Annotated in this window: 18 protein-coding genes; all 18 read right to left on the reverse strand. The window is 63.6% G+C overall.

Going from position 1 to position 23,318, the window contains the following annotated elements:
- Positions 1–10 precede the first annotated feature (10 nt).
- The 18 genes from ileS to KR227_RS04445 all read right to left on the reverse strand — a co-directional run bounded on the left by ileS (position 11) and on the right by KR227_RS04445 (position 23,316).
- Complete coding sequence (ileS, locus tag KR227_RS04360; protein WP_218363933.1) at positions 11–3,190, reverse strand: isoleucine--tRNA ligase; 3,180 nt, start codon at positions 3,188–3,190, stop codon at positions 11–13.
- A 358-nt stretch (positions 3,191–3,548) separates the two neighbouring features.
- On the reverse strand, positions 3,549–3,713 hold the full coding sequence (locus tag KR227_RS04365) for a hypothetical protein (RefSeq protein WP_192795949.1): 165 nt from the start codon (positions 3,711–3,713) through the stop codon (positions 3,549–3,551).
- A 497-nt stretch (positions 3,714–4,210) separates the two neighbouring features.
- A complete protein-coding gene (locus KR227_RS04370; protein ID WP_218363935.1) occupies positions 4,211–5,185 on the reverse strand; it encodes a DivIVA domain-containing protein in 975 nt (324 codons plus the stop codon).
- A 421-nt stretch (positions 5,186–5,606) separates the two neighbouring features.
- A complete protein-coding gene (locus KR227_RS04375) occupies positions 5,607–5,909 on the reverse strand; it encodes a YggT family protein (RefSeq protein WP_151530352.1) in 303 nt (100 codons plus the stop codon).
- Between the two features lie 210 nt (positions 5,910–6,119).
- Entirely contained in the window at positions 6,120–6,605 is a 486-nt protein-coding gene (locus tag KR227_RS04380) for a cell division protein SepF (protein WP_151530353.1), read from the reverse strand.
- Positions 6,606–6,706: 101 nt separating this feature from the next.
- Complete coding sequence (locus KR227_RS04385; RefSeq protein WP_218364353.1) at positions 6,707–7,414, reverse strand: YggS family pyridoxal phosphate-dependent enzyme; 708 nt, start codon at positions 7,412–7,414, stop codon at positions 6,707–6,709.
- Positions 7,415–7,437: 23 nt separating this feature from the next.
- The gene (gene pgeF, locus KR227_RS04390; RefSeq protein WP_218363937.1) at positions 7,438–8,196 is read right to left on the reverse strand and encodes a peptidoglycan editing factor PgeF; all 759 of its coding nucleotides are present in this window, start codon (positions 8,194–8,196) and stop codon (positions 7,438–7,440) included.
- 16 nt (positions 8,197–8,212) lie between these two features.
- Positions 8,213–9,481, reverse strand: coding sequence for a cell division protein FtsZ (gene ftsZ / locus KR227_RS04395; protein WP_151530355.1), 1,269 nt, complete (start codon positions 9,479–9,481; stop codon positions 8,213–8,215).
- Between the two features lie 188 nt (positions 9,482–9,669).
- On the reverse strand, positions 9,670–10,350 hold the full coding sequence (locus tag KR227_RS04400) for an FtsQ-type POTRA domain-containing protein (protein ID WP_218363940.1): 681 nt from the start codon (positions 10,348–10,350) through the stop codon (positions 9,670–9,672).
- Positions 10,351–11,811, reverse strand: coding sequence for a UDP-N-acetylmuramate--L-alanine ligase (murC, locus tag KR227_RS04405; RefSeq protein WP_218364355.1), 1,461 nt, complete (start codon positions 11,809–11,811; stop codon positions 10,351–10,353). It lies immediately after the preceding gene.
- 111 nt (positions 11,812–11,922) lie between these two features.
- On the reverse strand, positions 11,923–13,002 hold the full coding sequence (gene murG, locus KR227_RS04410) for an undecaprenyldiphospho-muramoylpentapeptide beta-N-acetylglucosaminyltransferase (protein WP_218363942.1): 1,080 nt from the start codon (positions 13,000–13,002) through the stop codon (positions 11,923–11,925).
- A 9-nt stretch (positions 13,003–13,011) separates the two neighbouring features.
- Positions 13,012–14,442: an FtsW/RodA/SpoVE family cell cycle protein gene (locus tag KR227_RS04415; RefSeq protein WP_218363944.1), complete on the reverse strand. Its 1,431-nt coding sequence runs from the start codon at positions 14,440–14,442 to the stop codon at positions 13,012–13,014.
- A complete protein-coding gene (murD, locus tag KR227_RS04420; RefSeq protein WP_218363946.1) occupies positions 14,435–15,910 on the reverse strand; it encodes a UDP-N-acetylmuramoyl-L-alanine--D-glutamate ligase in 1,476 nt (491 codons plus the stop codon). Before murD ends, KR227_RS04415 begins: the two co-directional genes overlap by 8 nt.
- 9 nt (positions 15,911–15,919) lie before the next feature.
- The gene (gene mraY / locus KR227_RS04425) at positions 15,920–17,020 is read right to left on the reverse strand and encodes a phospho-N-acetylmuramoyl-pentapeptide-transferase (protein WP_151530360.1); all 1,101 of its coding nucleotides are present in this window, start codon (positions 17,018–17,020) and stop codon (positions 15,920–15,922) included.
- A 52-nt stretch (positions 17,021–17,072) separates the two neighbouring features.
- Positions 17,073–18,566, reverse strand: coding sequence for a UDP-N-acetylmuramoyl-tripeptide--D-alanyl-D-alanine ligase (murF, locus tag KR227_RS04430; protein WP_218363948.1), 1,494 nt, complete (start codon positions 18,564–18,566; stop codon positions 17,073–17,075).
- A gap of 10 nt (positions 18,567–18,576) precedes the next feature.
- Positions 18,577–20,085 (reverse strand): UDP-N-acetylmuramoyl-L-alanyl-D-glutamate--2,6-diaminopimelate ligase, encoded by a 1,509-nt coding sequence (locus KR227_RS04435; RefSeq protein WP_218363950.1) that lies wholly within the window; start codon positions 20,083–20,085, stop codon positions 18,577–18,579.
- 190 nt (positions 20,086–20,275) lie between these two features.
- Positions 20,276–22,138, reverse strand: coding sequence for a penicillin-binding protein 2 (locus KR227_RS04440; protein ID WP_218364357.1), 1,863 nt, complete (start codon positions 22,136–22,138; stop codon positions 20,276–20,278).
- A gap of 329 nt (positions 22,139–22,467) precedes the next feature.
- On the reverse strand, positions 22,468–23,316 hold the full coding sequence (locus tag KR227_RS04445) for a hypothetical protein (protein ID WP_218363952.1): 849 nt from the start codon (positions 23,314–23,316) through the stop codon (positions 22,468–22,470).
- Between the last annotated feature and the right edge of the window lie 2 nt (positions 23,317–23,318).

The following is a 23,318-nucleotide window of genomic DNA, read 5'->3' on the forward strand; positions in this document are numbered from 1 at the left end:
GCTACTATGCCTAGTTCTTCTTCACAGAGACATACACCCCGTCGAGAACAGGATGGCCATCCTCGAGAGCATCGTCAATGATGGACAGATCCGTACACAGAACCTCACCAGCGATGGTGTCCTTGTGCTTAGTCGCCCACTCCAGCTTGTCTTCCGGAACCGACAACACGGCAGTGATTCGATCGGACACCTCAAACTCGGCGGCCTTACGAGCATCCTGGATACCGCGGATAACATCGTTGGCCCAACCCTCGGCCTCCAAATCCTCGGTGAGGGTCATGTCGAGCACAACGAGGCCCTCCATACCGGCAATCTGGTTGGTGGACTCGGGGTTGTCCGCAACTAGCTTCTCGGTGAACTCGCCCTGCTGCAGCTCGACGCCATCGGCGACCACGGTGTCGCCGGAACGAGAGTAGTTGCCAGCCTTGACCGCCTTGATGGCTTTTTGCACATCCTTGCCCAGGCGCGGACCAGCGACGCGGGCGTTCACCACCACCTCGAATCGGCCGACGGCATCCACATCGTCAGTGAGCTCAACCTCCTTCACGTTCACCTCATCACGAATGATGTCCGCGAAAGGCTCAAGGCGCTCTGCGTGCGGCACAGCCACAGTGAGTTTCGGCAAAGGCAGGCGGTTACGCAGCTTGTGCGACTTACGCACCGAGGAAGTAGCCGATACCACCATGCGCACCTCGTCCATTGCCTGAACAAGCTTCTCGTCACGCGGGAACTGCGACGCGTCCGGGAAGTCAGTCAGGTGCACCGAACGCTCACCGGTCAAACCGCGGTAAATCACCTCAGTAGCCATCGGCAGCAACGGGGCGGCCACACGCGTGAGAGTTTCGAGCACGGTGTAGAGGGTGTTGAACGCCTCCGGGAATTCCTGGTCGCCTGCCCAGAAACGGTCACGAGAGCGACGCACGTACCAGTTGGTCAGAGCATCACAGAACCACCGCACCTCATCGCAGGCAGTAGCAATGTCCAGGTCATCGAGGGCCTTGTCTACGGCCTCGACGAGATCACCGGTCTTAGCCAAGATGTAGCGGTCCAGCACATTCGTCGAGCTGGTATCGAAGTGCGCCGGGGTGGAGCTGTACAGCTGCAAGAAGCTGTAGGCATTCCACATCGGAAGCAGTGCTTGACGCACGCCCTCGCGGATTCCCTGCTCGGTCACGATGAGGTTACCGCCACGCAGAATGGGTGAGGACATGAGGAACCAGCGCATGGCGTCGGAGCCGTCCCGGTCGAATACCTCGTTCACATTGGGATAGTTGCCCTTGGACTTGGACATCTTCAGCCCGTCATTACCCAACACGATGCCGTGAGCAACCACGTTGGAGTAACCGGCCTTGTCCCACAGCGCAGTAGCGATGACGTGCATGGTGTAGAACCAACCACGCGACTGACCCGAGTATTCGACGATGAAGTCGGCCGGGTTGTGGGTATCGAACCACTCTTTGTTCTCGAAGGGGTAGTGCTTCTGGGCGAAGGGCATGGAGCCGGACTCGAACCAGCAGTCAAGTACTTCTGGTACGCGCCGCATGGTGGATTGCCCGGTCGGATCGTCCGGGTTGGGTCGGGTCAGCTCGTCGATGTAGGGGCGGTGCAGAGACGTCGGTCGCGTCCCGAAATCGCGTTCAAGCTCGTCGAGGGAGCCGTAGACATCGACGCGCGGGTACTCGTCGTTGTCGGAGACCCACACTGGGATGGGCGAGCCCCAGTAGCGGTTGCGGGAGATGTTCCAGTCGCGTGCGCCTTCCAGCCATTTGCCGAATTGGCCGTCGCGAATGTGCTCCGGAACCCAGCGGATCTGGTCGTGGTTGAGTTCCACCATCCGGTCGCGGATTTTGGTGACCTCGATGAACCAGGAGGGCAGCGCCATGTAGATCAGAGGCTCTCCAGAGCGCCAGGAGTGCGGGTAGGAGTGCTCGATGGTCTGGTGGCGCAGGACGCGTTTGGCGGCCTTGAGGTCCTTGATGATGTGCTTGTTCGCATCAAAGACCAGCTGTCCCTCGTATTCGGGCACAGCGTTGGTGAACTTGCCGTCCATGTCGACGGGGATGACCACGTCGATGCCGTTGGCCGAGCAGGTATTCATGTCGTCTTCACCGAAGGCGGGGGCCTGGTGAACGATGCCTGTACCGTCTTCGGTGGTCACATACTCGGCGGCAAGGATCTGGAAGGCGTTGGGGTGATCCTTGAAGTGCGGGAAGATCGGCTCATAGCTCAGGCCAACGAGTTCGTTTCCGGGGTGGGTGGAGACGATCTCGTGATTCTCGCCGAGCTCCTTGGTGTACTGCCCCAGCAGGTTTTCGGCGATCAGGAAGTCCGCGCCGCGGAATTCTTCCAGTCCGTCGTCGCCGACGCGCACCCGCACGTAGGTGACATCGGGGTGGACCGCGAGCGCCAGGTTGGATGGCAGGGTCCACGGCGTGGTGGTCCATGCAAGAGCCTGGGTGCCCACGAGCTCGGGGTTGGCGTCACCGTTGGCTGCGGTGATGGGGAAGGTCACCGTCAGGGTGGGGTCTTGGCGCATTTTGTAGCTGTCGTCGAGGCGGGTTTCCTGGTTAGACAGCGGGGTGTGCTCGGCCCATGAGTAGGGCAGCACGCGGAAACCTTGATAGATCAGGCCCTTCTCGTAGAGAGTTTTAAACGCCCACATGATGGATTCCATGTAGTTCAGATCCATCGTCTTGTAGCCGTTGTCAAAGTCCACCCAGCGAGCCTGGCGGGTGACGTATTCTTTCCACTCTTCGGTGTACTGCAGCACGGAGGTGCCGCAGTATTCGTTAAATTTCGCCAAACCCATGTCTTCGATCTCACCTTTGTCGGTGATTCCGAGCTGCTTCTCTGCTTCCAGCTCGGCGGGCAGGCCGTGGCAGTCCCAGCCGAAGACGCGATCGACTTTCTTACCCTTCATCGTTTGGAAGCGGGGCACGATGTCTTTGACGTAGCCGGTCAGGAGGTGGCCGTAGTGCGGCAGGCCATTGGCGAAGGGAGGTCCGTCGTAGAAGACGAATTCTTTGGCGCCTTCGCGTTGTTCAACGGAGGCGTGGAAGGTGCGATCGTTCTTCCAGTAGTCGAGAACGTTCTTTTCCATGTCGGGGAATCGGCTGCTTCCGCCGCTCATGTCTACGCGGGGATAGACTCCGCCTACGTTGCTCTTCGATGAGCTTTCGCCTGTGGTCATGTGGGCTCCTTACAAAGACAATTCTGGGCAGTTATGCGTGTGGTGTTATTCGCCTAGGGACGAGTTTCCCTGAGCATGTCTGCCCTGGATACCCGCGGTACCACCCTATTTGCGTGCACCCCAGGAGGGTGCGCGCCTCTTCGTTTGTCTTGTGTAAGGATTATCGACCCTCGTCGGCTGGTTCTACTTGCCGCCGTGGCGGTGTTCTTCCAGCGGCTCCCCGGTGATTGCCGGATCAATGCCTTGTGTTGCGTCACGGGGTGTTTACCCCTCGTTTGTGATGCTCCCGGGCAAGTATATCGGAGAATTCTCCTTCAGCGATAGTTCGGTTTCTTCGCCTGCCGCCGCGCGAGCATGGCTATCGCTTTCGCCGCGCGTAGCGCCATGTATCGATTCCCCATACCGCGATGCCGGCGATGGAGGTGGCGATGAGAAGATAAGCGAAGATGATCTCCTCGGTCTGCACAGTGAGAACAAGCAGAAAGAAACTTGCGAGGGCGAGCACGATAGCGAGAAGCATCATAGCCAGGATTGTAGAGGGTGAGGGGCTGTTTTTTGCTTTACGACGCCACCCCGACTGCCCCTGTGTCCGCCACGCCCACCTGCGCCGCGCCACCGCGTCCTTGTAGCTGAGCCAGCGTTGAGGCATGCCCTCGCCCCGTGCCGCCTATACTCTCCGCCTGCCCAGGCTCATACACTCCTCAGCACCGCCTTGTGTGTGCTCTGCAGGGAAAAACCGCCCGCACGGACGGTGTGGTGGCCGCGGCGGGCAGCGTCGCTACTGATCAACTGGACTAGTCCCCGCTGTGACGTCTCGGGAGACATCAATGACGGTGATCTTCTCCTGCACCCCGATGCGCTGGGGTTCGTTCTGGCTGAATCCTTGCTCAGGCTGAACCTCTCCCCCAGGTTCCCAGCGTCTCTTCGGCCCCACCAGCCTTCAGGGTGGCGTCGATAAGCGTGCATGCCGAAGGCCCCACACACATCGGTGCGTGGGGCCTGTGGCTAAAAAACGTGCTGCTAGTTATTCGAACCGTTGTGGGGGTTCGGAGCCGAGGTGGTAGTGGTATCCAGCTCCTGCAGCTTGGTCTCCAGCAGGTTCTTCAGGCGGGTGCGGTACTCGCGCTCGAAGACGCGCAGCTCGTCGATACGGTTCTCGTAGACGCTCTGCTGCTGCTTCATGGTGGCCATGGTCTCGCTGTACTTGCGGTCGGCCTCGGTCTGCAGGCTGGAGGCCTTCTGCTCGGCCTGCTTGACCTTAGCATCGGACTGCGCGGTGGCGTCGTGGATCATGGTCTCGGAACGCTGCTTGGCGTCGGAGAGCATGCGCTCGGACTTCTCGTTGGCTTCCGCAATGGTCTTTGCGGCCTGGTCCTTGGCGGTGCCCAGGGTGCGGCGAGAGGTCTCGTTGGCCTCGTTGATGGTCTTCTCGGCGGTCGCGCGGGCTTCGTCCAGCATGGACTGAGACTCGTTGCGGGCGTCGTTGGTGAGACGATCGGCCATCTCCTGAGCCAGACCCAGGACGCGAGCGGCCTGCATGTGGGTCTCGGGGGACGCGTTCTGATCATCTGCGGCAGCGGCCACGGAGACCGGCTGCTGCGGCTGCTGCTGAGCGCCAGCGTTGTCGCGGGCCTGAGCTGCTGCCTTGCGGGCCTCCTCGGCCTCCTTGCGGGCAGACTCGGCCTGCTTCTTGGCTTCTGCGAGTTGGGACTCGTACTTGGTGGCGAGCTCCTTCTCGATGCGCTTGCGCAGCTCGGTCTCGTTGACCGCCGGGCTGGCAGCAACTGCGCCACCGCGCACGGTGTCGGCGGAGTCGAGCTCCGACTGGAGCTCCTCTACCTGGGCACGCAGTGCATCGTTGTCGTCTTGGAGTTGACCAAGAGTGTCTTCGACGAGATCGAGGAACTGGTCAACCTCATCCTCAGCGTAGCCTCGCTTGCCGATCGGCGGCTTGCTAAAGGCAACATTGTGCACGTCGGCTGGAGTCAGCGGCATTGACGATTCCCTTCGCGTTAGTTTCTCTATCTTAAAAATTCTCTCAGCCGCTCCGGCGTCGCACAAGATGCTTAGACACTCTTTCGCAGCTTTGAAAATTTTTCGCGACCGACGGGGGATCTGCCTCCGTCGAATCTATATTTCTACGTTTTTCTCTTATTACGTTATCTTACGCAGATTCCCTCAAGGTGCACTGCACCTTAACACAATATACGGGTTTGATTTCGGATGTCTACGCAATTTGCTGCCGAGTCCGCGAGGACTCTGCCCGCGGGTTACCCCCGCTAGCCACATCGTAGTATCCGATTTCTCATGCTCTACACAGAACATCACCCCGTATACCGGGCCGCAGCCTCACGGCAGTGAAGCTGATATCCCGAGTGTACGGGGTGGGAGGTGACACCGTCGAGAATTGCACAAATTACACGAACGCGGCGCTATAGATGGCGATGACGATGTACTCCAGCAGGATGAGGCCGATGAACAGCACCAGCACGGAAACGTCCAGGGCCACTCCGCCCATGCGTACCGAGGGGATCATCCTGCGCAGGGCCTTCACGGGCGGGTCGGTGACCATGAAGATGGGCTCGGCGATGTAGTAGAACCAGCGCGGCGGGGAGAAGCTGCGCGAGAACGACACCACCATCTCAATCAGGATGCGGGCGATGAGCACATAGCGGAAGATGCGGATCGCCCAAAGCAGAATCATAAAAGCTGTAGTCACGGGTGTAGAGCCTAACGTATCTCACGTGTCGAGGAACAATATTTCTCGCCCTGCGTGGGCCGAGCAGTCGCCGCGGAGTGTAGCGAACGTCATACTCCAGGCGCGGCGCTCAGCGGGACGCAGGTGCTGCACACTGCTGCTAGTACGACGCCCACCGACGAAAAGAGGAGCGTCGGTGGGCGTAAAAAGATCGTGGGGGCGGCCGGCGTATTAGACGCGGGCGGTGCGCTCCAACTGGGTGGTGGAAACGTGTGCCCCGTCCGGGATGAGAGCGAAGACACGCGGCGCAACCTTCTTCATGGTGCCGCGCAGTGCAAAGCCCAGGCCGGCGGCGAAGTCCACCACGCGATGGGCGTCCTCGCTATTCATGCGGCTGATATCGAACACCACGGCATCGCCATCACGGAAGGGCTCGCCAATGCGCGCGGCTTCGGTGTAGCTGGAGATCTCCACGGGCACGATGGCGCAGGCGTAGGAGCGGTCACGGTCACGATCCCGCTCGTAGTAGCCCTCGGATTCCCGGCTCGGCTCCTCGTAGCGACGGCCGTAGCGCTCGCTGTAGCGATCCTCACCATAGGGGCGCTCGGCGTAGCCGCGCTCCTGGTAGCCGGCCTCGTCGCCGTAGTAGGCGTCATCCATGTCATCGGCGATGGGGCCGAGTCCGAAATACTCTTTGAACTTGTTCAAGCTCGACATCGTGTGGTGTTCCTCTTCTTAGATCTATGTGGAGGGATTGTGCTGGTCAATTGGGGTGTAACCAAGAGTGCGCGAGGCTCACAACCGCGTAATTTCTATCGTTAGACTACTGGCCGCGGGCCGAGGATATCCGTTCCGACACGCACAAATGTCGATCCCGCCTCAATTGCATGCACCATGTCCGCGCTCATGCCTGCCGAGTAGTCCAAGCGCCGCCCTAGCTGCTCCGACCAACGCTGCACGACCGCGGCGCCGCGCGCAAAAACGTCGCGCGGATCGGCGTCGAGCGGCGGCACACACATGAACCCGCCACAGCGGGTGCGGGGCTGTGATTCGAGCGTCTCGACGATCTCTGCCAGCTGGTCCAGTCCGGTGCCGCCGCGCGCGCTATCGCCATCGGCGGAGAGCTGCACAAGGCAGTGCAGCACCGCGTCCTCCTGGCGCTGGCCACGCTCGATGGCCAGCTCCATTCCGCGATCCAGCTTCTCGGCGATGGCCACCGAATCCACGGAGTGCACCCAGTCTGCCCAGCGGGCGATCGAGTTGGCCTTCTTGGATTGGATCTGCCCGATCATATGAAAGGACATCTCCGGCAGGGCTTCCTTCTTTTCTTTGGCCTCTTGGTCCCGATTCTCCCCCACCGCTGTGACTCCGAGCTCCTGCAGCAGCGCCACATCGGAGACGGGATGAAACTTCGTCACTGGCAGCAACTGAATCTCGGCGGCCTCGCGACCCGCATGGGCGGCGGCCTCGGCGATGGTGGCGCGCACCTGCTCTAGCCGGGTGGCGAGTTCCTCGCGCCTGGTCAGCGTCTCTTCACTCATTTTTCCTCCTAGGATCGGCGTGGCTCGTGTGCGTGAGCCGCGGCGCTACCGTTGAGCCACACCAGCCCCGCCTGGCGTCCGGTGGGCCCCTGGGCGCGGCGATAGGAAAATAGCGACTCGTCCTCGATGGTGCAGCGGGGATCAACATCAATGGCGCGCACGCCCAGCGCGCGCAGCTGCGCTACCAGCCCGGCCCGAATATCCAATCCCGTGGTGCCCGTGGCGGTGCGGCACCGACTACCCGGCAGACGGGACTCGACATCGGCGGCCATCTCTGGCGGCACCTCATAGCGCGCCCCAGAGGCGGCGGGGCCGAGCAGGACATGGATGGCCTCTGGCCGGGCCCCGAGCTCCACCATGGTCTCTACGGTGCGGCGGACGATGCCATTGCGCGCGCCCATCCGGCCGGCATGGGCGGCGGCGACTACCCCGGCATGGTGATCCGAGAGCAGCACCGGCACGCAGTCAGCCACCAGCACGGCGAGAGCGAGGTCGGCGCTGGTGGTCACCAGCGCATCGCTGGCGGGCACCGGCTCCTGCTGCGGACGATCGACCACGGTGACTGTCGGGGAATGGATTTGCTCCATCCACACGATGCGCTCCGGGGCGAGGCCGATGATGCGGGCTAGCCGGCGGCGATTAGCGGCGACAGCCTGCGGATCATCGCCCACGTGATCGCCAAGATTAAAACTGTCGTAAGGGAAGGCCGAAGCCCCGCCGGCACGGCTAGTAACAACCTTGCGGACGGGGCGAGTATCGATAGTCACGTAACTGCTTCAGTTCCTAACGCATGAAATCGGGAATGTCGAGGTCATCCACCGGCGGCTCCGAGCGGCGCGGTTCGGGGCGCTCCTCGTAGTCATTGTGGGTAAACAACCCCGGAGAGCGATCGCTGCCCAAGCGATGGCGCGCCTGGTTAGCGCGGTCATCATAGGCGCGGTGCTCGCGGGCCGGCTCCTCGGCACGCTCGGGGGCGGGGCGCTCGCCGGACTCGGCGCGCTCGCCGCGGCCGAACATGCCCTCGTTCTGGCGCGGTGCCGGGGTGGGGCTGGCCGCAGCCGGGCGCTCTGCGGGCTGGCGCACATTATCGTTATCGGCCACCGAGGCGGCATCGTCGAAGCCCGTGGCGATCACGGTGACGCGCACCTCGTCGCCGAGGGTGTCGTCGATGATGGTGCCGAAGATGAGGTTCACATCCGGATCGGACTGGCTCTCCACCATCTCTGCGGCCTGGTAGACCTCCTGCAGGCCCAGATCGGAACCACCGGCGAAGGAGAGCAGCACGCCCTTGGCGCCTTCCATGGTGGACTCCAGCAAGGGAGAGTTGATGGCCTGCTCCGCCGCAGCCACCGCGCGGTTATCGCCCCGCGAGGAGCCGATGCCCATGAGGGCGGAGCCGGCATCGGACATCACGGCACGCACGTCCGCAAAGTCCACGTTGATAATGCCCGGGGTGGTGATGAGCTGGGTAATGCCCTGCACGCCGTTGTAGAGCACCTCGTCCGCGGAGCGGAAGGCCTCCATCATGGAGAGGTTGGCATCGCCTAGCTGCAGCAGGCGATCATTAGGAATCACGATGAGAGTGTCGCAGGAGTCGCGCAAGGCCTCGATGCCCTCGAGCGCCTGACGCATACGGCGACGGCCTTCAAACTTGAAGGGACGGGTCACCACGCCCACGGTGAGCGCGCCCATCTTCTTGGCGATATTAGCCACCACCGGGGCCGCGCCGGTGCCGGTGCCGCCACCCTCGCCGGCGGTCACGAAGACCATGTCGGCGCCCTTCAGGGATTCCTCGATCTCGGACTTGTGGTCCTCGGCAGAGGTGCGGCCCACCTCGGGATTAGCCCCGGCGCCAAGGCCGCGGGTGGCCTCTCGGCCAATGTCGAGCTTGACGTCGGCATCCGAGAAGAGCAAAGCCTGGGAGTCGGTATTAACGGCGATAAATTCAACGCCCGCCAGGCCCTCTTCAATCATGCGGTTGACGGCATTGACGCCGCCGCCGCCGACACCGACGACCTTGATGACGGCGAGGTAGTTGTTCGGTGAGGTCATGGTTATAAGGCTCGCCTTTCGGGTTTTTCTCGTGTGATCCTAGTTTTATGTGCGCTCAGGTATAGCCCACATATTGTTGAAACAATGTAAGTCCATCATGGTCGACACATACGCATTTGAGGGTGACATTCGCGCGGCGTGTCTTTAACCCTAAAGCTCAACTTTAGAGTTCTGACGTGCGCTTTCGCTTAGCGGGTCGTGACCATATTCGGGTTGCTCACATTCCACCAGTCCTCGGGGCGGGTGAGCACCGCACGGGTGGCCCGTGCCTTATTGGCGGCATCCTCTGCCGAGCCCCAATACACGGCCTTCGCCCCCATCTCGGCGTTCTCGAAGTGCAAGGTCAGCTCGAAGGGGCTCGGGGCTTCGACGAAGCGCAGCAGCCCGCGCTGGTCGCCGGCGATCTCCTCCCACGCGTTCACGGCGTCGACGACGGCCGCATAGATCTTGGGGTTGTCATCACTCATGCCCACAATCTTCATTGCGCCGCGCGGATCATCGCTGATCACGAAGGGCACCCCATCGCGGTCGGCAAGATGTGCGCCATCGGCCTGTTCGGAAAAGATGAAGGGCTCGCGCTCCACCACCTGGACTTCGATGCCGCGGGGCGAGGAATGGCCCACCGTCGCCGATTTCACCCACGGCAACTCCGCGACGCGGCTCGCCGCACCAGCGGTATCCACGCGCAGCGAGTTTTCCCCTTCCACCACACCAGCGGCGGCGAGCACCTCCTCCGTGGAGGTTTCCTTATTCCCCTCTACCGAGACCTGAGAGACGGTGATGATGGGAAAGAACACGCAGATCAGCACTGCCACTGCCCCCAGGGCGATCACCGCGCCGAAAGCTTGGACAATCCTCCTGCGGCTCACTTATTCCCCCGCCTCTGCTGTGGTGGCGGAGCTGGACAAGCCCTCGAGAATTTCGTCGGCAAGCATCGTCACCGAGCCCGCCCCCATAGTGAGCACAATGTCGTGCGGGTTCACCAGTTCAGCAACCACCCCGGGCACCTCGGCGAAGCTATCCACATAGCGGCAGGGCGCGCTCACCTTATCGGCGATGACGCTGCCGTTCACGCCTTCGACGGGCTCCTCGCGGGCGCCGAAAATGTCGAGCACCACCACGGCGTCGGCCATCGACAGAGCGGCGGCGAACTCCTCAGCGAATTCGATCGTGCGCGAGTAAAGGTGCGGCTGGAATACCACCACCACTTTGCCTCGCCCGATCGCGCCGACTTTGTCCTGGGCGGCTCCAATCACGGCGGAAACCTCGGTGGGGTGATGCGCATAGTCATCAAAGACACTCACCCCGAGCGCAGGCCCCTCGGCCACGGTGCCGTGATACTCGAAGCGACGGCGCACCCCGGTGAACTCGCTGAGCCCTTCGGCTAGGGCGTCCACATCGCCACCGGCGACATGGCCGGCGAGCAAGGCGGCGGCGGCGTTGAGCACCATGTGCTCACCGGGTACGTGAATGGTGACGTCCACGGCGGTATCGCCGAGGCGAATCCGGGCGCGGGTGCCATACACCGTGGTGGTGCGCTCCTCGATAATCGCGCCGGCCGGCACATCTGGGTGCATGGAGCAGGCCTCGCGGGTGCCATAGCCGACCACCGTGGTGCCCTTAGCCACACACCGCTCCCCCAACGCGGCGGCGTGTTCATCATTGAGGCACACCACCAGCGTGCCATCGTCGACAAGCCGCGCTGCGAAATCATCGAAGACGGTGAAATAGGCGTCGTGGGTTTTGAAATAGTCCAGGTGATCCGGCTCAATATTGGTCACCACGGCCACCTTGGGCCGGTATTGCAGCAGCGAGGCATCCGATTCATCGGCCTCGGCCACAAAGCAGCTGCCGGTGCCATGGTGGGCGTTGGTGCCGGCCTTATTGAGCTGGCCGCCGATAGCGAAGCTGGGATCCATGCCCGCCTGCTGCATGGCCACTACCGCCATGGAGGTGGAGGAGGTTTTGCCGTGAGTGCCCGCGAAGAGCACTTGGTCGTGGCTATCCATGAGCAGCGCCAGCATTTCCGAACGGCGCAGAATAGGAATATTCAGCTCACGGGCACGCACCAGCTCGGGATTGTCCTGGGGGATCGCCGCGAAGGAGGTGACAACGGCAGTGGGGGGTGTGCCCTCGCGGTCGATATTGGCGGCGTCGTGGCCGATGGAGATGTCCACTCCCATGGACCGCAATGCCAGCACCACCCGGGAATCCTTGGCATCGGACCCACTGACCTCGGATCCTCGCGCCAGCAAGATGCGCGCGATGCCGGACATGCCCGCACCGCCGATTCCAATCATGTGCACCCGCGTTAGGTCCGCGTCCACCATCTGCTCGCTCACCACTGTTCTCCTCGTATATGTGTGTTTCTGTGCTCGTGACGACGCCACCTCGCCACCACAGTCCTGCTGTGGGCGGCGCGGCGCGCCTTAGGGTTGATGTTAGCCGCGTGCGGCCTGAACGATGCGCTCGGCGATGTCCTCGGCGGCGCTGCCCAATCCGGCCTGGTCGGTGGAGTGCACCATGGCCTCATAGAGCTGTTCATCACTCAGGATCGCCAGCACCTGGGTGGCGAGGCTGTGGCCGTTGAGATCGGCGTCGGCGATGATGGTCGCGCCGCCGGCACTGATCACCGGCTGGGCATTGAGCCCCTGTTCGCCATTGCCATGCGGCAGCGGCACGTAGATGGCGGGGGTGCCGGAGGCACTCACCTCGGCCACCGTCATCGCGCCGGCTCGGCAGCAGATGATATCGGCGGCCGCATAGGCCTTGTTCATCTCGGTGATATACGGCAGCGGCACATAGCCGGCACGCGCCTCGGGTGCCTCGTTCTTCTTGCCATAGGCATGCAGCACCTGCACCTCGCCGGCGAGGAGCTCCTCGAGTCCCTCGGCCACGGCACGGTTGAGCGAGCGCGCGCCCTGGGAGCCGCCGGTGACCAGCAGGGTGCGGCGCTGCGGATCCAGACCGAAGCTCTCGCGTGCCTCCTGCTGCGCCTGCTCGCCGCGGGTATGGGCGTGGGCGCTGCGGATGGGCACGCCCACCACATCGCCGGGGATGCCGGACTCGGCCACCGCATTCAACCCGGTGCCGCCGAGACGCACGCCCAGCTTATTGGCCATGCCGGCGCGGGCATTGGCCTCGTGCACGAAGAAGGGGATGCCGAGGCGGCGCGCCGCCAGATAGGCGGGCGCGGAGACATAGCCGCCGAAGCCGATGAGCACGTCTGCGTCGACAGCCTTGAGTACTGCGATGGTGGCGCGCACCGAGTTGAGCACCCGCCACGGCAGCTTGGCCAGAGCCATGCTGGGTTTGCGGGGCACCGGTACCGGTGGGATGGTGCGCAGCTCATAGCCGCGCTCGGGCACGAGGTCCATCTCGAGGCCTCGGGTGGTGCCGAGGGCCGTAATGCGGATATTCTCCTCCCGCGCCCGCAGTGCATCAGCAACAGCGAGGGCAGGTTCGATGTGGCCAGCGGTGCCGCCGCCTGCCACCACCACGGATAGTGTTGTCTCGCTCATGGGGCCTTTCTACCTTTGCCGATTATGGGAATGAGGATGGCGACGCACATGGGTGAGCGGTTCGCCATAGCGGCGCACGCGATCGCGTTCGCTGTGCCGGGTCAGCGCTTCTCGACGCCGCGAGCTGGGCCGGGCATCGCGCTGCTCATGCTCTCCCCCACTGCGGGGTGACTCGCCCCGGCCCTCGCGCACGGACACACCCGTGGCCATCGGCTCGGGCAGCATGAGCAGCCGATCGAACCATGGCCGGCCGTGGGACTGCAGGGCGGAAATCGCCTCTGGTTCGTGGCGGGCGCAGTTCAACAACAGGCCCATGGATGCCAGGGTGATAATCGCCGAGGTACCGCCCGCAGAGATCAGCGGCAGCTGAATACCCGTCACCGGCCACAGGCCGATCACATAGCCGATATTAATGAATGCTTGGATCACGATGGAGCCGGTGAGCGTGGCCGCCAACAAGGAGAGGAAGCGGCTATTGCTCCGCAGCGCGATGCGGAAACCGAGCACGCAGAGCGCGGCGTAGAGCACGATCACCATGGTGGCGCCCACGAGCCCAGTTTCCTCGCCGATGATGGCGAAGATGAAGTCGTTTTTCGCCTCCGGCAAATAGAACCACTTGGCGCGAGATTGCCCCGGACCGACGCCGAACAGGGACCCATCGGAGAGGGAGAGATAGCCCTGATAGGACTGGAAGGCGGCGCCGCGAGTGTCATCGAAGCGACCGAAGAAGGCGTCCTTGAACACCGAGATGCGATCGGAACGAAAACCCGAGGAATTCCTCACCGCCACCGCCAACGCGATAACGGTGGCGACAGCCGTGAACACGATATAGCGCAGATCCAATCCGGCAAATACCAGAGTCACACCCACCACGACGAGGAACGCCAAGGCCATGCCGACGTCCCTCTCCGCGAGGATCAGTCCAAGCATCACCACCGCGACGAAAATGAACCAACCGAAGCGTGCTTTTTTCTTCTCCGGAGGGCAGTCCGCGAGCCACGCGGAGCCCCATACCGCGATTGCCACCTTGGCCAGCTCGGAGGGCTGGAGCCGGATGGGGCCGAACACGATCCACGATTGGGAGCCCACCTCTTCGCGGCCGGTACCAATGGAGGGCACGAGCACGAGGACCAAGAGCAGCACGGACACGGCCAGCACCCAGGGGGCACTGCGCCGAATGGCCTGGGGGCGCAGGCGCAGACACAGCCACATCGCCACGAAGCCCACGCCGACCATGAGGGCTTGGCGCATCGCCGTGCCAAACACGGAGGCGCCCTCAAGCACCGACCATGTCATCGAGGAACTGGCCACCATCAAAATGCCGAAGAAGGCGAGGATGACCACGATGGAAGCAACAGCGTAGTAGTCCAGCAGTGGCCGCAAGGCCACGTGAAAATACTTCCGTCGGCCGCCGTGTTCGTTGGTGAGCACGTTAGACATTGCCACCTCCAGTTGTGGGGAATGCGGCACGCATGGCGTCGGCGAATATATCGCCGCGTTCACCCATGCCGCTATACATGTCCAATGATGCCGCAGCAGGCGCCAAGATCACGTCAACACCGGCCACGGCGTGTTCGCGGGCGAAAGCAGCGATCTCTGCCATGGCCTCGTACTTATCGGTGCTGGTTGAGACATAGACCGGCAGCTCGGGCACGTGCAGCGCCAGCTGCTCGGCAATGAGCGGGGCGTCCACGCCGAGCAGTGCGGCGGCTACCATGCGCTCGCCATGAGCGCGGACCACCTCGGAGACATCGGCGCCTTTGAGCTGGCCGCCGGCCACCCACAGGATGGACTCGAAGCCCTTGAGGGCGGCATCGGCGGCGTGCGGATTGGTCGCTTTGGAATTATCAATCACGGTGATCGCGCCGGCGGCATCAGTCACCTGGTGCACCACCTGGCCGCGGTGGGCGGCCACCCCGAAGCTATCGAGAGCGGCGGCAATATCGGCGGGGCCAACTCCGTGGGCGCGGGCCATGGCAGTGGCGGCCAAGGCGTCGAGCTGACCGGCGCGCCCCGCAGGGGAGATCCCCTCGATGGGGCGAATAGGGATGCCCTCCTCGGCAGCGGCTGCCGCCGGCAGAAATGCTCGATCCACGATCCAGCCGTCCCGCACCCCCACCTGGCCAGGGGCGGGATCGCCCAGGGTAAAGCCCACGGTGCGCCCAGCGGCCTGGGATTCCATGGCGCGCACATGCTCATCGTCCACGCCGAGTACGCTCAACTCGCCGCGCAGGATGCGTGCCTTGTCCGCGCCATAGGCAGCGAAGCTGCCATGCCAGTCAATGTGGTCCTCGGCCAGGTTGAGCACGCAGCCACAGTCTGGGGTGAACTCGCTGCTCCAGTGCAGCTGGAAGCTCGATAGCTCCGCCACCACCACCTCCACCCGTGGGGTGGCCAGCAGCGCATCGGGGATGGCGATGCCGATATTGCCCACCGCCGCCGAGGCCGGATTGTGGCGCTTGATCATCGCCGCCAGCATGGCGGTGGTGGTGGTTTTGCCATTGGTGCCAGTGATCGCCAGCCAGGTGCGGCGCGGGCCGAAGATCTCGGCGCGGTCCACAAGGTAGGCGAATTCCACATCGCCAAGGACGGGAATGTCCGCGGAGATGGCGTCGACAAGCAGCGGCGAATCGGGGCGCCATCCCGGTGAGGTGATCACGCAGGAGAACTCGCTCAGCCGGGCGCGGGCCGCCGCCGTGCTCAGGGCTTCGGCGCCGAGTTCGGCGATGGCATCGGCTGCGGCGGGATTATCGTCGGCGATCGCCATCTCCGTACCCAAGGCACGCACGAGTCTGGCGCAGCCACGACCCGAGATGCCGGCCCCGGCCAGCAGGATGGGACCTGCGAGAAACTCCGGCAGCCCAGAGGCGTCATCGGTGGATGGGTGGGAGAGCTGATCTGCAGACATGATGAAAGGCTATACCCCTGCGCTGGTGAGCCACTCGCTGTAGAACAGCGCCATGCCCGCGGTGCAGGCCATGGCTGCGAGCAGCCAGAATCGGATGGTGACGGTGGTTTCAGCCCACCCACCGGACTCGAAGTGGTGGTGGAAGGGGGCCATGCGGAACACGCGGGTGCCGCGAGTTTTGAAGACGATGATCTGAATGGCCACCGAGGCGACCTCGATGACGAAGAGCGCGCCGACGATAATCATGAGCAGCTCCGTGCGCGAGGCCACGGACAGTCCCGCCACGAGGCCACCGAGCGCGAGCGAACCGGTATCGCCCATGAAGATCTTGGCGGGCGCGGCATTCCACCAGAGGAAGCCCGCGCAGGCGCCGGCGCCGGCCGCCGCGAGCATGGCGAGATCGAGCGGATCGCGCACCGAATAGCAGCCCGGCTGCACGGCGACATCGCAGGAGTTACGGAACTGCCAGAAGGTCATGGTGGTATAGGCCACCATCACCATGGCGGTGGAACCGGCGGCGAGTCCGTCGAGACCATCAGTGAGGTTCACCGCATTCGACCAAGCGGACACGAGGATGTAGATGAACACCAAAAACACCAGAGTGCCCAGGATGCCTCCGCCAAAAGCCAGATCCACGGTGTCGATATCGCGAATGAAGGACAGGTGCGTGGACGCGGGGCTGATGCCTTGGTCATTCTCAAAGCGCAGCGCACAGAATCCGAAGATGACGGCGACCGCGAGCTGCCCGAAGAGCTTGCCCTTCTTATTCAGCCCCAGATTGCGGCCCTTCGCCAGCTTGATGTAGTCATCGGCAAAGCCCAGCCCGCCGAGGGCGAGCGTCAACAACAGCACCAAGATGCCGGAGGCGGTGAAGGCGGTGGATCCGGTGATCGCGCCCACGATGGTGGCGACCACATAGCCGCCGAGGATACCGGCGAGGATCGCGATGCCGCCCATGGTGGGGGTGCCGCGCTTCCGGAGGTGCGAGGCCGGCCCATCCTCGCGAATTTCTTGGCCCAGCCCCTCGGCCGAGAAGCGACGAATGAGCACCGGGGTGAGGAAAATGGCAATGAGGAAGCTCACTACCCCGCTGATGATGATCTGCGTCATGACGTAATCTACCCGTGCGTTTCTTTCTATACCTTCGTGACTGTTCTGGCGTTTATCGGCTCTTGCTCAGCTGCGCCAATTGCTCGGCGACGTACCACAGCCGATCGGCATTGGACGCCTTGACCAACACCACCTCGCCCGGCTCGACGCCGGCGGCAATGATATTCAGCGCCCCGTCCACGCCCTCGGCGATATGGGTGTCGATACCGAGTTCCTCGGCCACGCCAGCGAGGGCGTGGGTGTTGACGTCCGTACCGACCGTGATGAGGTGATCGATGCCCTGATCCAGCAGCACCTGCCCCAGCTCCTCGTGGGCGCTGATGGCATCCTCGCCCAGCTCGGCCATCTGTCCTAAGATCGCCCAGCTGCCGGTGCCAGCGGCGGCGGCCGTGGAGGCCAGCGCCTTGATGCCGGCGCGCATGGAGTCCGGGTTGGCATTATAAGAGTCGTTGATAATCACCACTCCATCGCTGCGGGTGGTGATGGCCATACGGTTCGCCGAGGCCGCCGTGTGGGCGCTCAGCGCCGCCGCGATCTGTGCGCACTCTAGGCCCACAGCATGCCCCACCGCCGCCGTGGCTAGGGCGTTATACACCTGATGTTCGCCGCTGACCTGCAGCTGGACATCCGCGCTGCCACTCGGGGTGGTGAGGACGAAGCGCGGGCGCGCCAGCTCATCCACGCGCACCTCGGTTGCCGTGATATCGGCCTGCGGCTGGGGCGCGCGCCCGTCGAGCGCCGCCGAGGTAAAGAGCACCCGCGCCGCGGTCGTCTGCGCCATCTGCGCCACTAGCTCATCATCGGCGTTGAGCACCGCTACCCCGTCGGCGGGCAGGGCCTCGATGATCTCGCCCTTTGCGGTGGCGATATTCTCCCGCGAACCAAACTCGCCCAGGTGGGCGCTGCCCACGTTGAGCACCACCGCGATATCGGGGCGGGTGATCTCGGTGAGATGACGAATATGCCCGATCCCACGGGCAGACATTTCGCTGATGAGATAGGTGGTGTCCTCATCGCATTTGAGCGCGGTATAGGGCAGGCCGATCTCATTATTAAAAGACCCGGGCGGGGCGACGGTCTCCGCCACCGAACGCAGCAATGTGGCCAGGAAATCCTTGGTGGAGGTCTTGCCCGCGGAGCCGGTCACACCCACCACCTTCAGCCCGTGTTGCTGCTGCAACTCCGCGGTATTGCGGCGGGCCAGCGCCGCCAACCCGCCCACCACGGCCTCCGTGCGGCCGGTGGTATCGACGGCGAAGGCATAGGCGTTGTCCATGCTGCGATCCAGTTCGGTCACCGGTAGCACGATCGCGGGCCCCTCGACCTCCTGGGCCACGAGGGCGGCCGTCGCCCCAGACTCGAGGGCGGTCGGCACGAAATCGTGGCCATCCACATTCGCCCCAGGCAGGGCAACAAATAGCGAGCCCTGGGCAACATTGCGGGAGTCAAACTCCACCGGCCCGGTCACGATGGACTCGGGATCGGCACTGGCAGAGAGCTCCCCGCCGGTGATCTCGGCGATCTGCGCGAGCGTGTACTTCTTCATCAGCTGGCCTTTACTTGCTCTCGGTGCCGCGCTGCTTGAGTGCGGCACGGACCTCTTCACGATCATCAAAGTGGTGGTTGACGCCCTTGATCAGCTGGCCGGTCTCATGGCCCTTGCCGCACACCACCACGGCGTCGCCCGGCTGGGCCCAGTTGATGGCGGCGATAATGGCCTCGCGGCGATCGCCGATCTCCGTCACCTCGGCGCCCGGGGTCTCGGCCTGCTGCTCGGTGGCGCCGCGCACGACCTCGGCGCGGATGGATGCCGGCTCCTCGGAACGCGGGTTGTCATCGGTGATCACCACGAAGTCGGCGCGTTTGACGGCCTCGGCCCCCATGATCGGGCGCTTAGTGGCGTCGCGATCGCCGCCGGCACCAATCACCGCCGCGACCCGACCGGAGATCTGGGCGCGTACGGTGTCCAGCACCTCGGCGATGGCCCCCGGCTTATGGGCATAATCCACCACGGCCATAAAGTCTTGGCCCTCATCGATGGATTCCATGCGGCCGGGAACAGCCACCTCGGCGATGCCCTGGGCCACTGCGTCCACATCGGCGCCAGCTGCATGAGCACAGGCGATGGCCAGGGCGGCATTAGCCACGTTGAAACGGCCGGGCAGCGGCAGCTGCACGGTGTGGGCGGCGCCGTCCACGGTGAGGATAAAACGCTGGGAGCCGGTAGCGGAGACCTCAATATCGGAGGCGGTCACCTCGGCGCTCTGGCCGTGGGTGGCCACGCGCAGCACGGACTCGCCGGCGCGCTCGGCCATGGACTCGCCCCAGTGATCATCGATGCACACCACTGCCTGCTCGGCGTGCTGCGTGCTGGAGGGATCAAAGAACAGGGCCTTGGCCTCGAAATACTCCTCCATCGTGGGGTGGAAATCGAGGTGATCCTGCGACAGGTTGGAGAAGCCCGCGACGGCGAAGTGCGTGCCGGCGACGCGGCCGAGCACGAGGGCGTGGCTAGAGACCTCCATGATCACGTGTGTGACGCCCTCCTCCACCATGGTGGCGAAGAGCTTCTGCAGCGTCGGGGCCTCCGGGGTGGTGAGCTTGGTCGCCACGGGGGTGCCGTTGATACGGGTTCCGGTGGTGCCGATCAGCCCCACTCGATGCCCAGCCTTCATCATGCCCTTTTCCAGCATGTAGCTGGTCGTGGTCTTACCGGAGGTGCCGGTGACGCCGATGATGCTGAGCTTCTCCGAGGGGTTGTTATAAATCGCCGCGGAGACCGGTCCGAGGATCTCGCGCACATCGTCTACCACGATGATCGGGCGGGTCTCCTCCGCGTCGCGGAGAATGCCGGCGCCGGCCTGATCGGTGAGGATCACCGCGGCCTCGCAGCCGCTGGCATAGGTGGCGCCGTGCACCTGAGTGCCGGGGAGCGCCGCGAACACAGCGCCCGCGGGCAGCGAGGTGGAATCCAGTCCAATCTCGCTCACGCTCAGAGCCTCGCTGGGCTCATTGATTACGCTGCCGCCGCTGAGGGTAAGGACCTCAGAAAAGTTCAGTGCCACGCGCAGTTTCCTCCTTGATATATAGGGCTCATTAGTCTCTAGCGCTATTCAGTTATAGGCTGCCGTGCTGCTCGCCGGCGCCGTGGTGCGCATTCGGTTGCGCTCTACTTTAAGCGCAACCGCCGGGCGATGCTGCACCCGCCTCGCACCGCCCCGCACCGCCCGCTGCGGGGTGGAGCAGGACCTGTGCCTAGTAGGCCTGAAGCACAAGGTTGCCCTCGCGCGGCGGGCTGAGCGGAACATTATCCCGCGCCAGCAACCACTGCGCAATGTCTTTAAACAGTGGCGCGGCCGTGCCGCCACCGCCGCCGTGGACGCCGCGTTCTGGGTCATCGAGCATGATGCCGATGACATAGCGGGGATCATCCGCCGGAGCGATACCGGCGAAGGTAATCCAATAATCCGAGTTGGAGTAGGCGCCGGTATTTTCATCGACCTGCTGCGCGGTACCGGTCTTGCCGGAAATCTGATAGCCCTCAATCGCCCCATCAGGAGCGGTTCCGGATTGGCCGCCATCGGCGCCCTGCACCACGCCTTGGAACATATTGCGCACTACCTTGGCCGCCTCGGGCTTCATCACCTGCACGCTCTCGGGTGCCTCAATGGGCACCTCATTGCCCTCGGCATCGGTTTTGGACTTCACGATCCGCGGCTGAATGCGCTCGCCATCATTAGCGATGGTTTGATAGATCCCCGTCATCTGCAGCAGCGACATCGCCATACCCTGTCCGATGGGCAGGTTGGCGAAGGTACCGCCGCCCCAGTCCTCGCGGGCGGGCAAGAGGCCGGCGGTCTCGCCGGGCAGCTCCACTCCCGTGGCTTCTCCGAGGCCGAAACGGTGCAGATAGTCATTGAAGCGATCCTCCCCTACGCGCTGGGCGAGCATCAGGGTGCCCACGTTGGAGGATTTAGCGAAAACACCGGTGGTGGTGAAGCCCACCGTGCCGTGTGGCCATGCATCGCGCACGGTCACACCCGCCATATCGATGGAGCCGGGCACGCTGAGCACCTCGTCTGGGGTGGTCAGCTCATTGTCGATCGCCGCAGAGGCGGTGATGATCTTCGCCACCGAGCCCGGCTCGAAGGGATTGGAGATCGTCGGATTGGTGAAACTCCGCCCCTCCTCGAGCTGCTTCTTAATATCGCCATTGGGGTCGATGGTGTCGGAATTGGCCATGGCGAGCACTTCGGCGCTGCGGGCGTCGAGGACGATGGCCTGGGCGCTCTCGGCACCGGAAATATCCTTGGCCTGCTGCACCTGCTGCTGCACATAGGTCTGCAAATCCAGATCTAGGGTGAGCTCATAGCTGGCGCCATCCTGCACCGGGACGACGTCGCGAAGCGTGCCTGGGATGGCCTGGCCATTGGTGGAGACATCCTCCTTAGAGGAGCCATCCTTCCCGGCCAGATTCTCGTCCGCATAGAGTTCGAAGCCGAATTGGCCCTCGCCTTCCATGCTGGTCTTACCCACCACGTTCTGGGCGATAGCCCCATTGGGGTAGTTGCGGATTTCTTGATAGTCCGCGGCAATACCGGGGAAGGTGTCGACGATCTCCGCCGCCACATCCGGATCCACATTGCGCACGAGGATCTCATACGTGGAGTCGGCCTCGAGCTTTTTCAGGATGTCTTCTGGCTTCACGTCCTCCGCGCTGGCCCCCGCCTCCTTGATGGTGGCGGGAATCTCCTGCGCAATTTTCTCCAATTGCTTATCGACGTTGTCCGCGATGGCCTGCTCGCGTTCCTGCTCGCTCATATCGTTATAGCCGCCGGCCTCATAGAGCTTATAGTCCTGGCGTTCGCGCTCTTCCTCACGGAATTGCTTCGGCGAGACGGTCAGCGAGCGGGCCTGCATGGTCGAGGCAAGGCTGTGGCCATGACGATCCTCGATCGCGCCACGGCGCGCGGGATCCACATAGAGGCGGCTGCGCTGGGCCTCCGCCTTGGCCGCAAACTCCGGACCCCATACGACCTGCACGAGGGCGAGTCGGCCGATGAGCACCACGGCGAGAAGGATCGCAAAAACTTGCGCCACGCCGAGGCGCTTTTTCAGATTGACGGGGCCACTGGTGCTGAGCCACGTCCAGAAACGCGAGGTGGCCTGGGGCGGCTGCGACCCGCGTTCCGAGCGCGGGGCACGGGGAGCATCGTCGAGCCGGGGGCGGCGGCGAGAACGCGCCGAGACGTCGGCCGCCTCACCGCGTTCGCGGCGAACCGGGCGGCGGGGTTCCCTGCGGCGCGGCCTAGATGATTCACTCACGAACCGAGACTCCTTCACTACCCTTGAGAAAACGCTGGCCTTGGAACTGACAAGACAGGGCTTTTAGCCTCAAAACTACAGCTAGTGCCCTGTCTATAGAGGTCGAGTTCAGTCTAAACCGCCTAGCGCCCCGCATAGGGGAGCGGCGCACCGGATTGCGCGCTATTCGGCGTCTCGCGCGTTTCGGCGACACCATCGTTCACCGAGTTATTACGCGGCGCGACGGCTTCGAGACGATCGCGCATCTCCTCGGTGCGGTTGGGATCGCTGCTGGCGCGGTTTGGCCGGCCCTGTCCCTTATTGACGTCAATGATCGGCAAATTCCCATTGGGGTTGGGAGCCAGCTTCTCCTCCACTACCCCATCGCTGCGCACGTCGAGAGCGCCCGGCTGGCCGGGAATCACCATCTTGTGATCGGCGGCCCTAGCGGCCGCATCGGCGGCGGCGCGGGATTGCTCCACATCGCGGCGCAGGGTTTCGAGCTGATTACCCAGCTGGGCATCCTGCTGCGAGAGGCGCTGAATAGTAAAGGTCTGCTCCGTGTTCAGTCCGGAGAGCGACATCGTGCCCACCACACCGAGCACGCTGAGCAGCAGGAAGAACACCAAGGTGCGCACCACGCCCTGATCCGGGCGCGGAGATTCCACGCGGCGGCCGCGCACCGAAACCACCTGTTGGCTGCCCAGCCTGCGCTGGAACTTCCGCTGCGGCTTCGGTGCCGCCGGCGCCTGCGGCCGCAAGGTGGTGGCGCGGTGCCCATAACGGGTGCTCAACGACTCCCGCTCGGCGGTGTCCTTGTCACGCTCGAGCGTATCGACGCTGCTGAAGGTGCTCGTGCTGTAATCCCGCGAGCGATGGGAGGTATCCGCCCAACGCGGGGAGGGGCGATAAGCATCGTGCTCTGCCTGGCCCGAGCCATCCTGCGCGCTGCGCCGAGGACGCCGCACGGGGGTTCCTGCGGTGAGGGTCATGT

The organism is Corynebacterium sp. TAE3-ERU30, assembly GCF_019209925.1.
GTDB classification, from domain to species: Bacteria; Actinomycetota; Actinomycetes; order Mycobacteriales; family Mycobacteriaceae; genus Corynebacterium; species Corynebacterium megadyptis.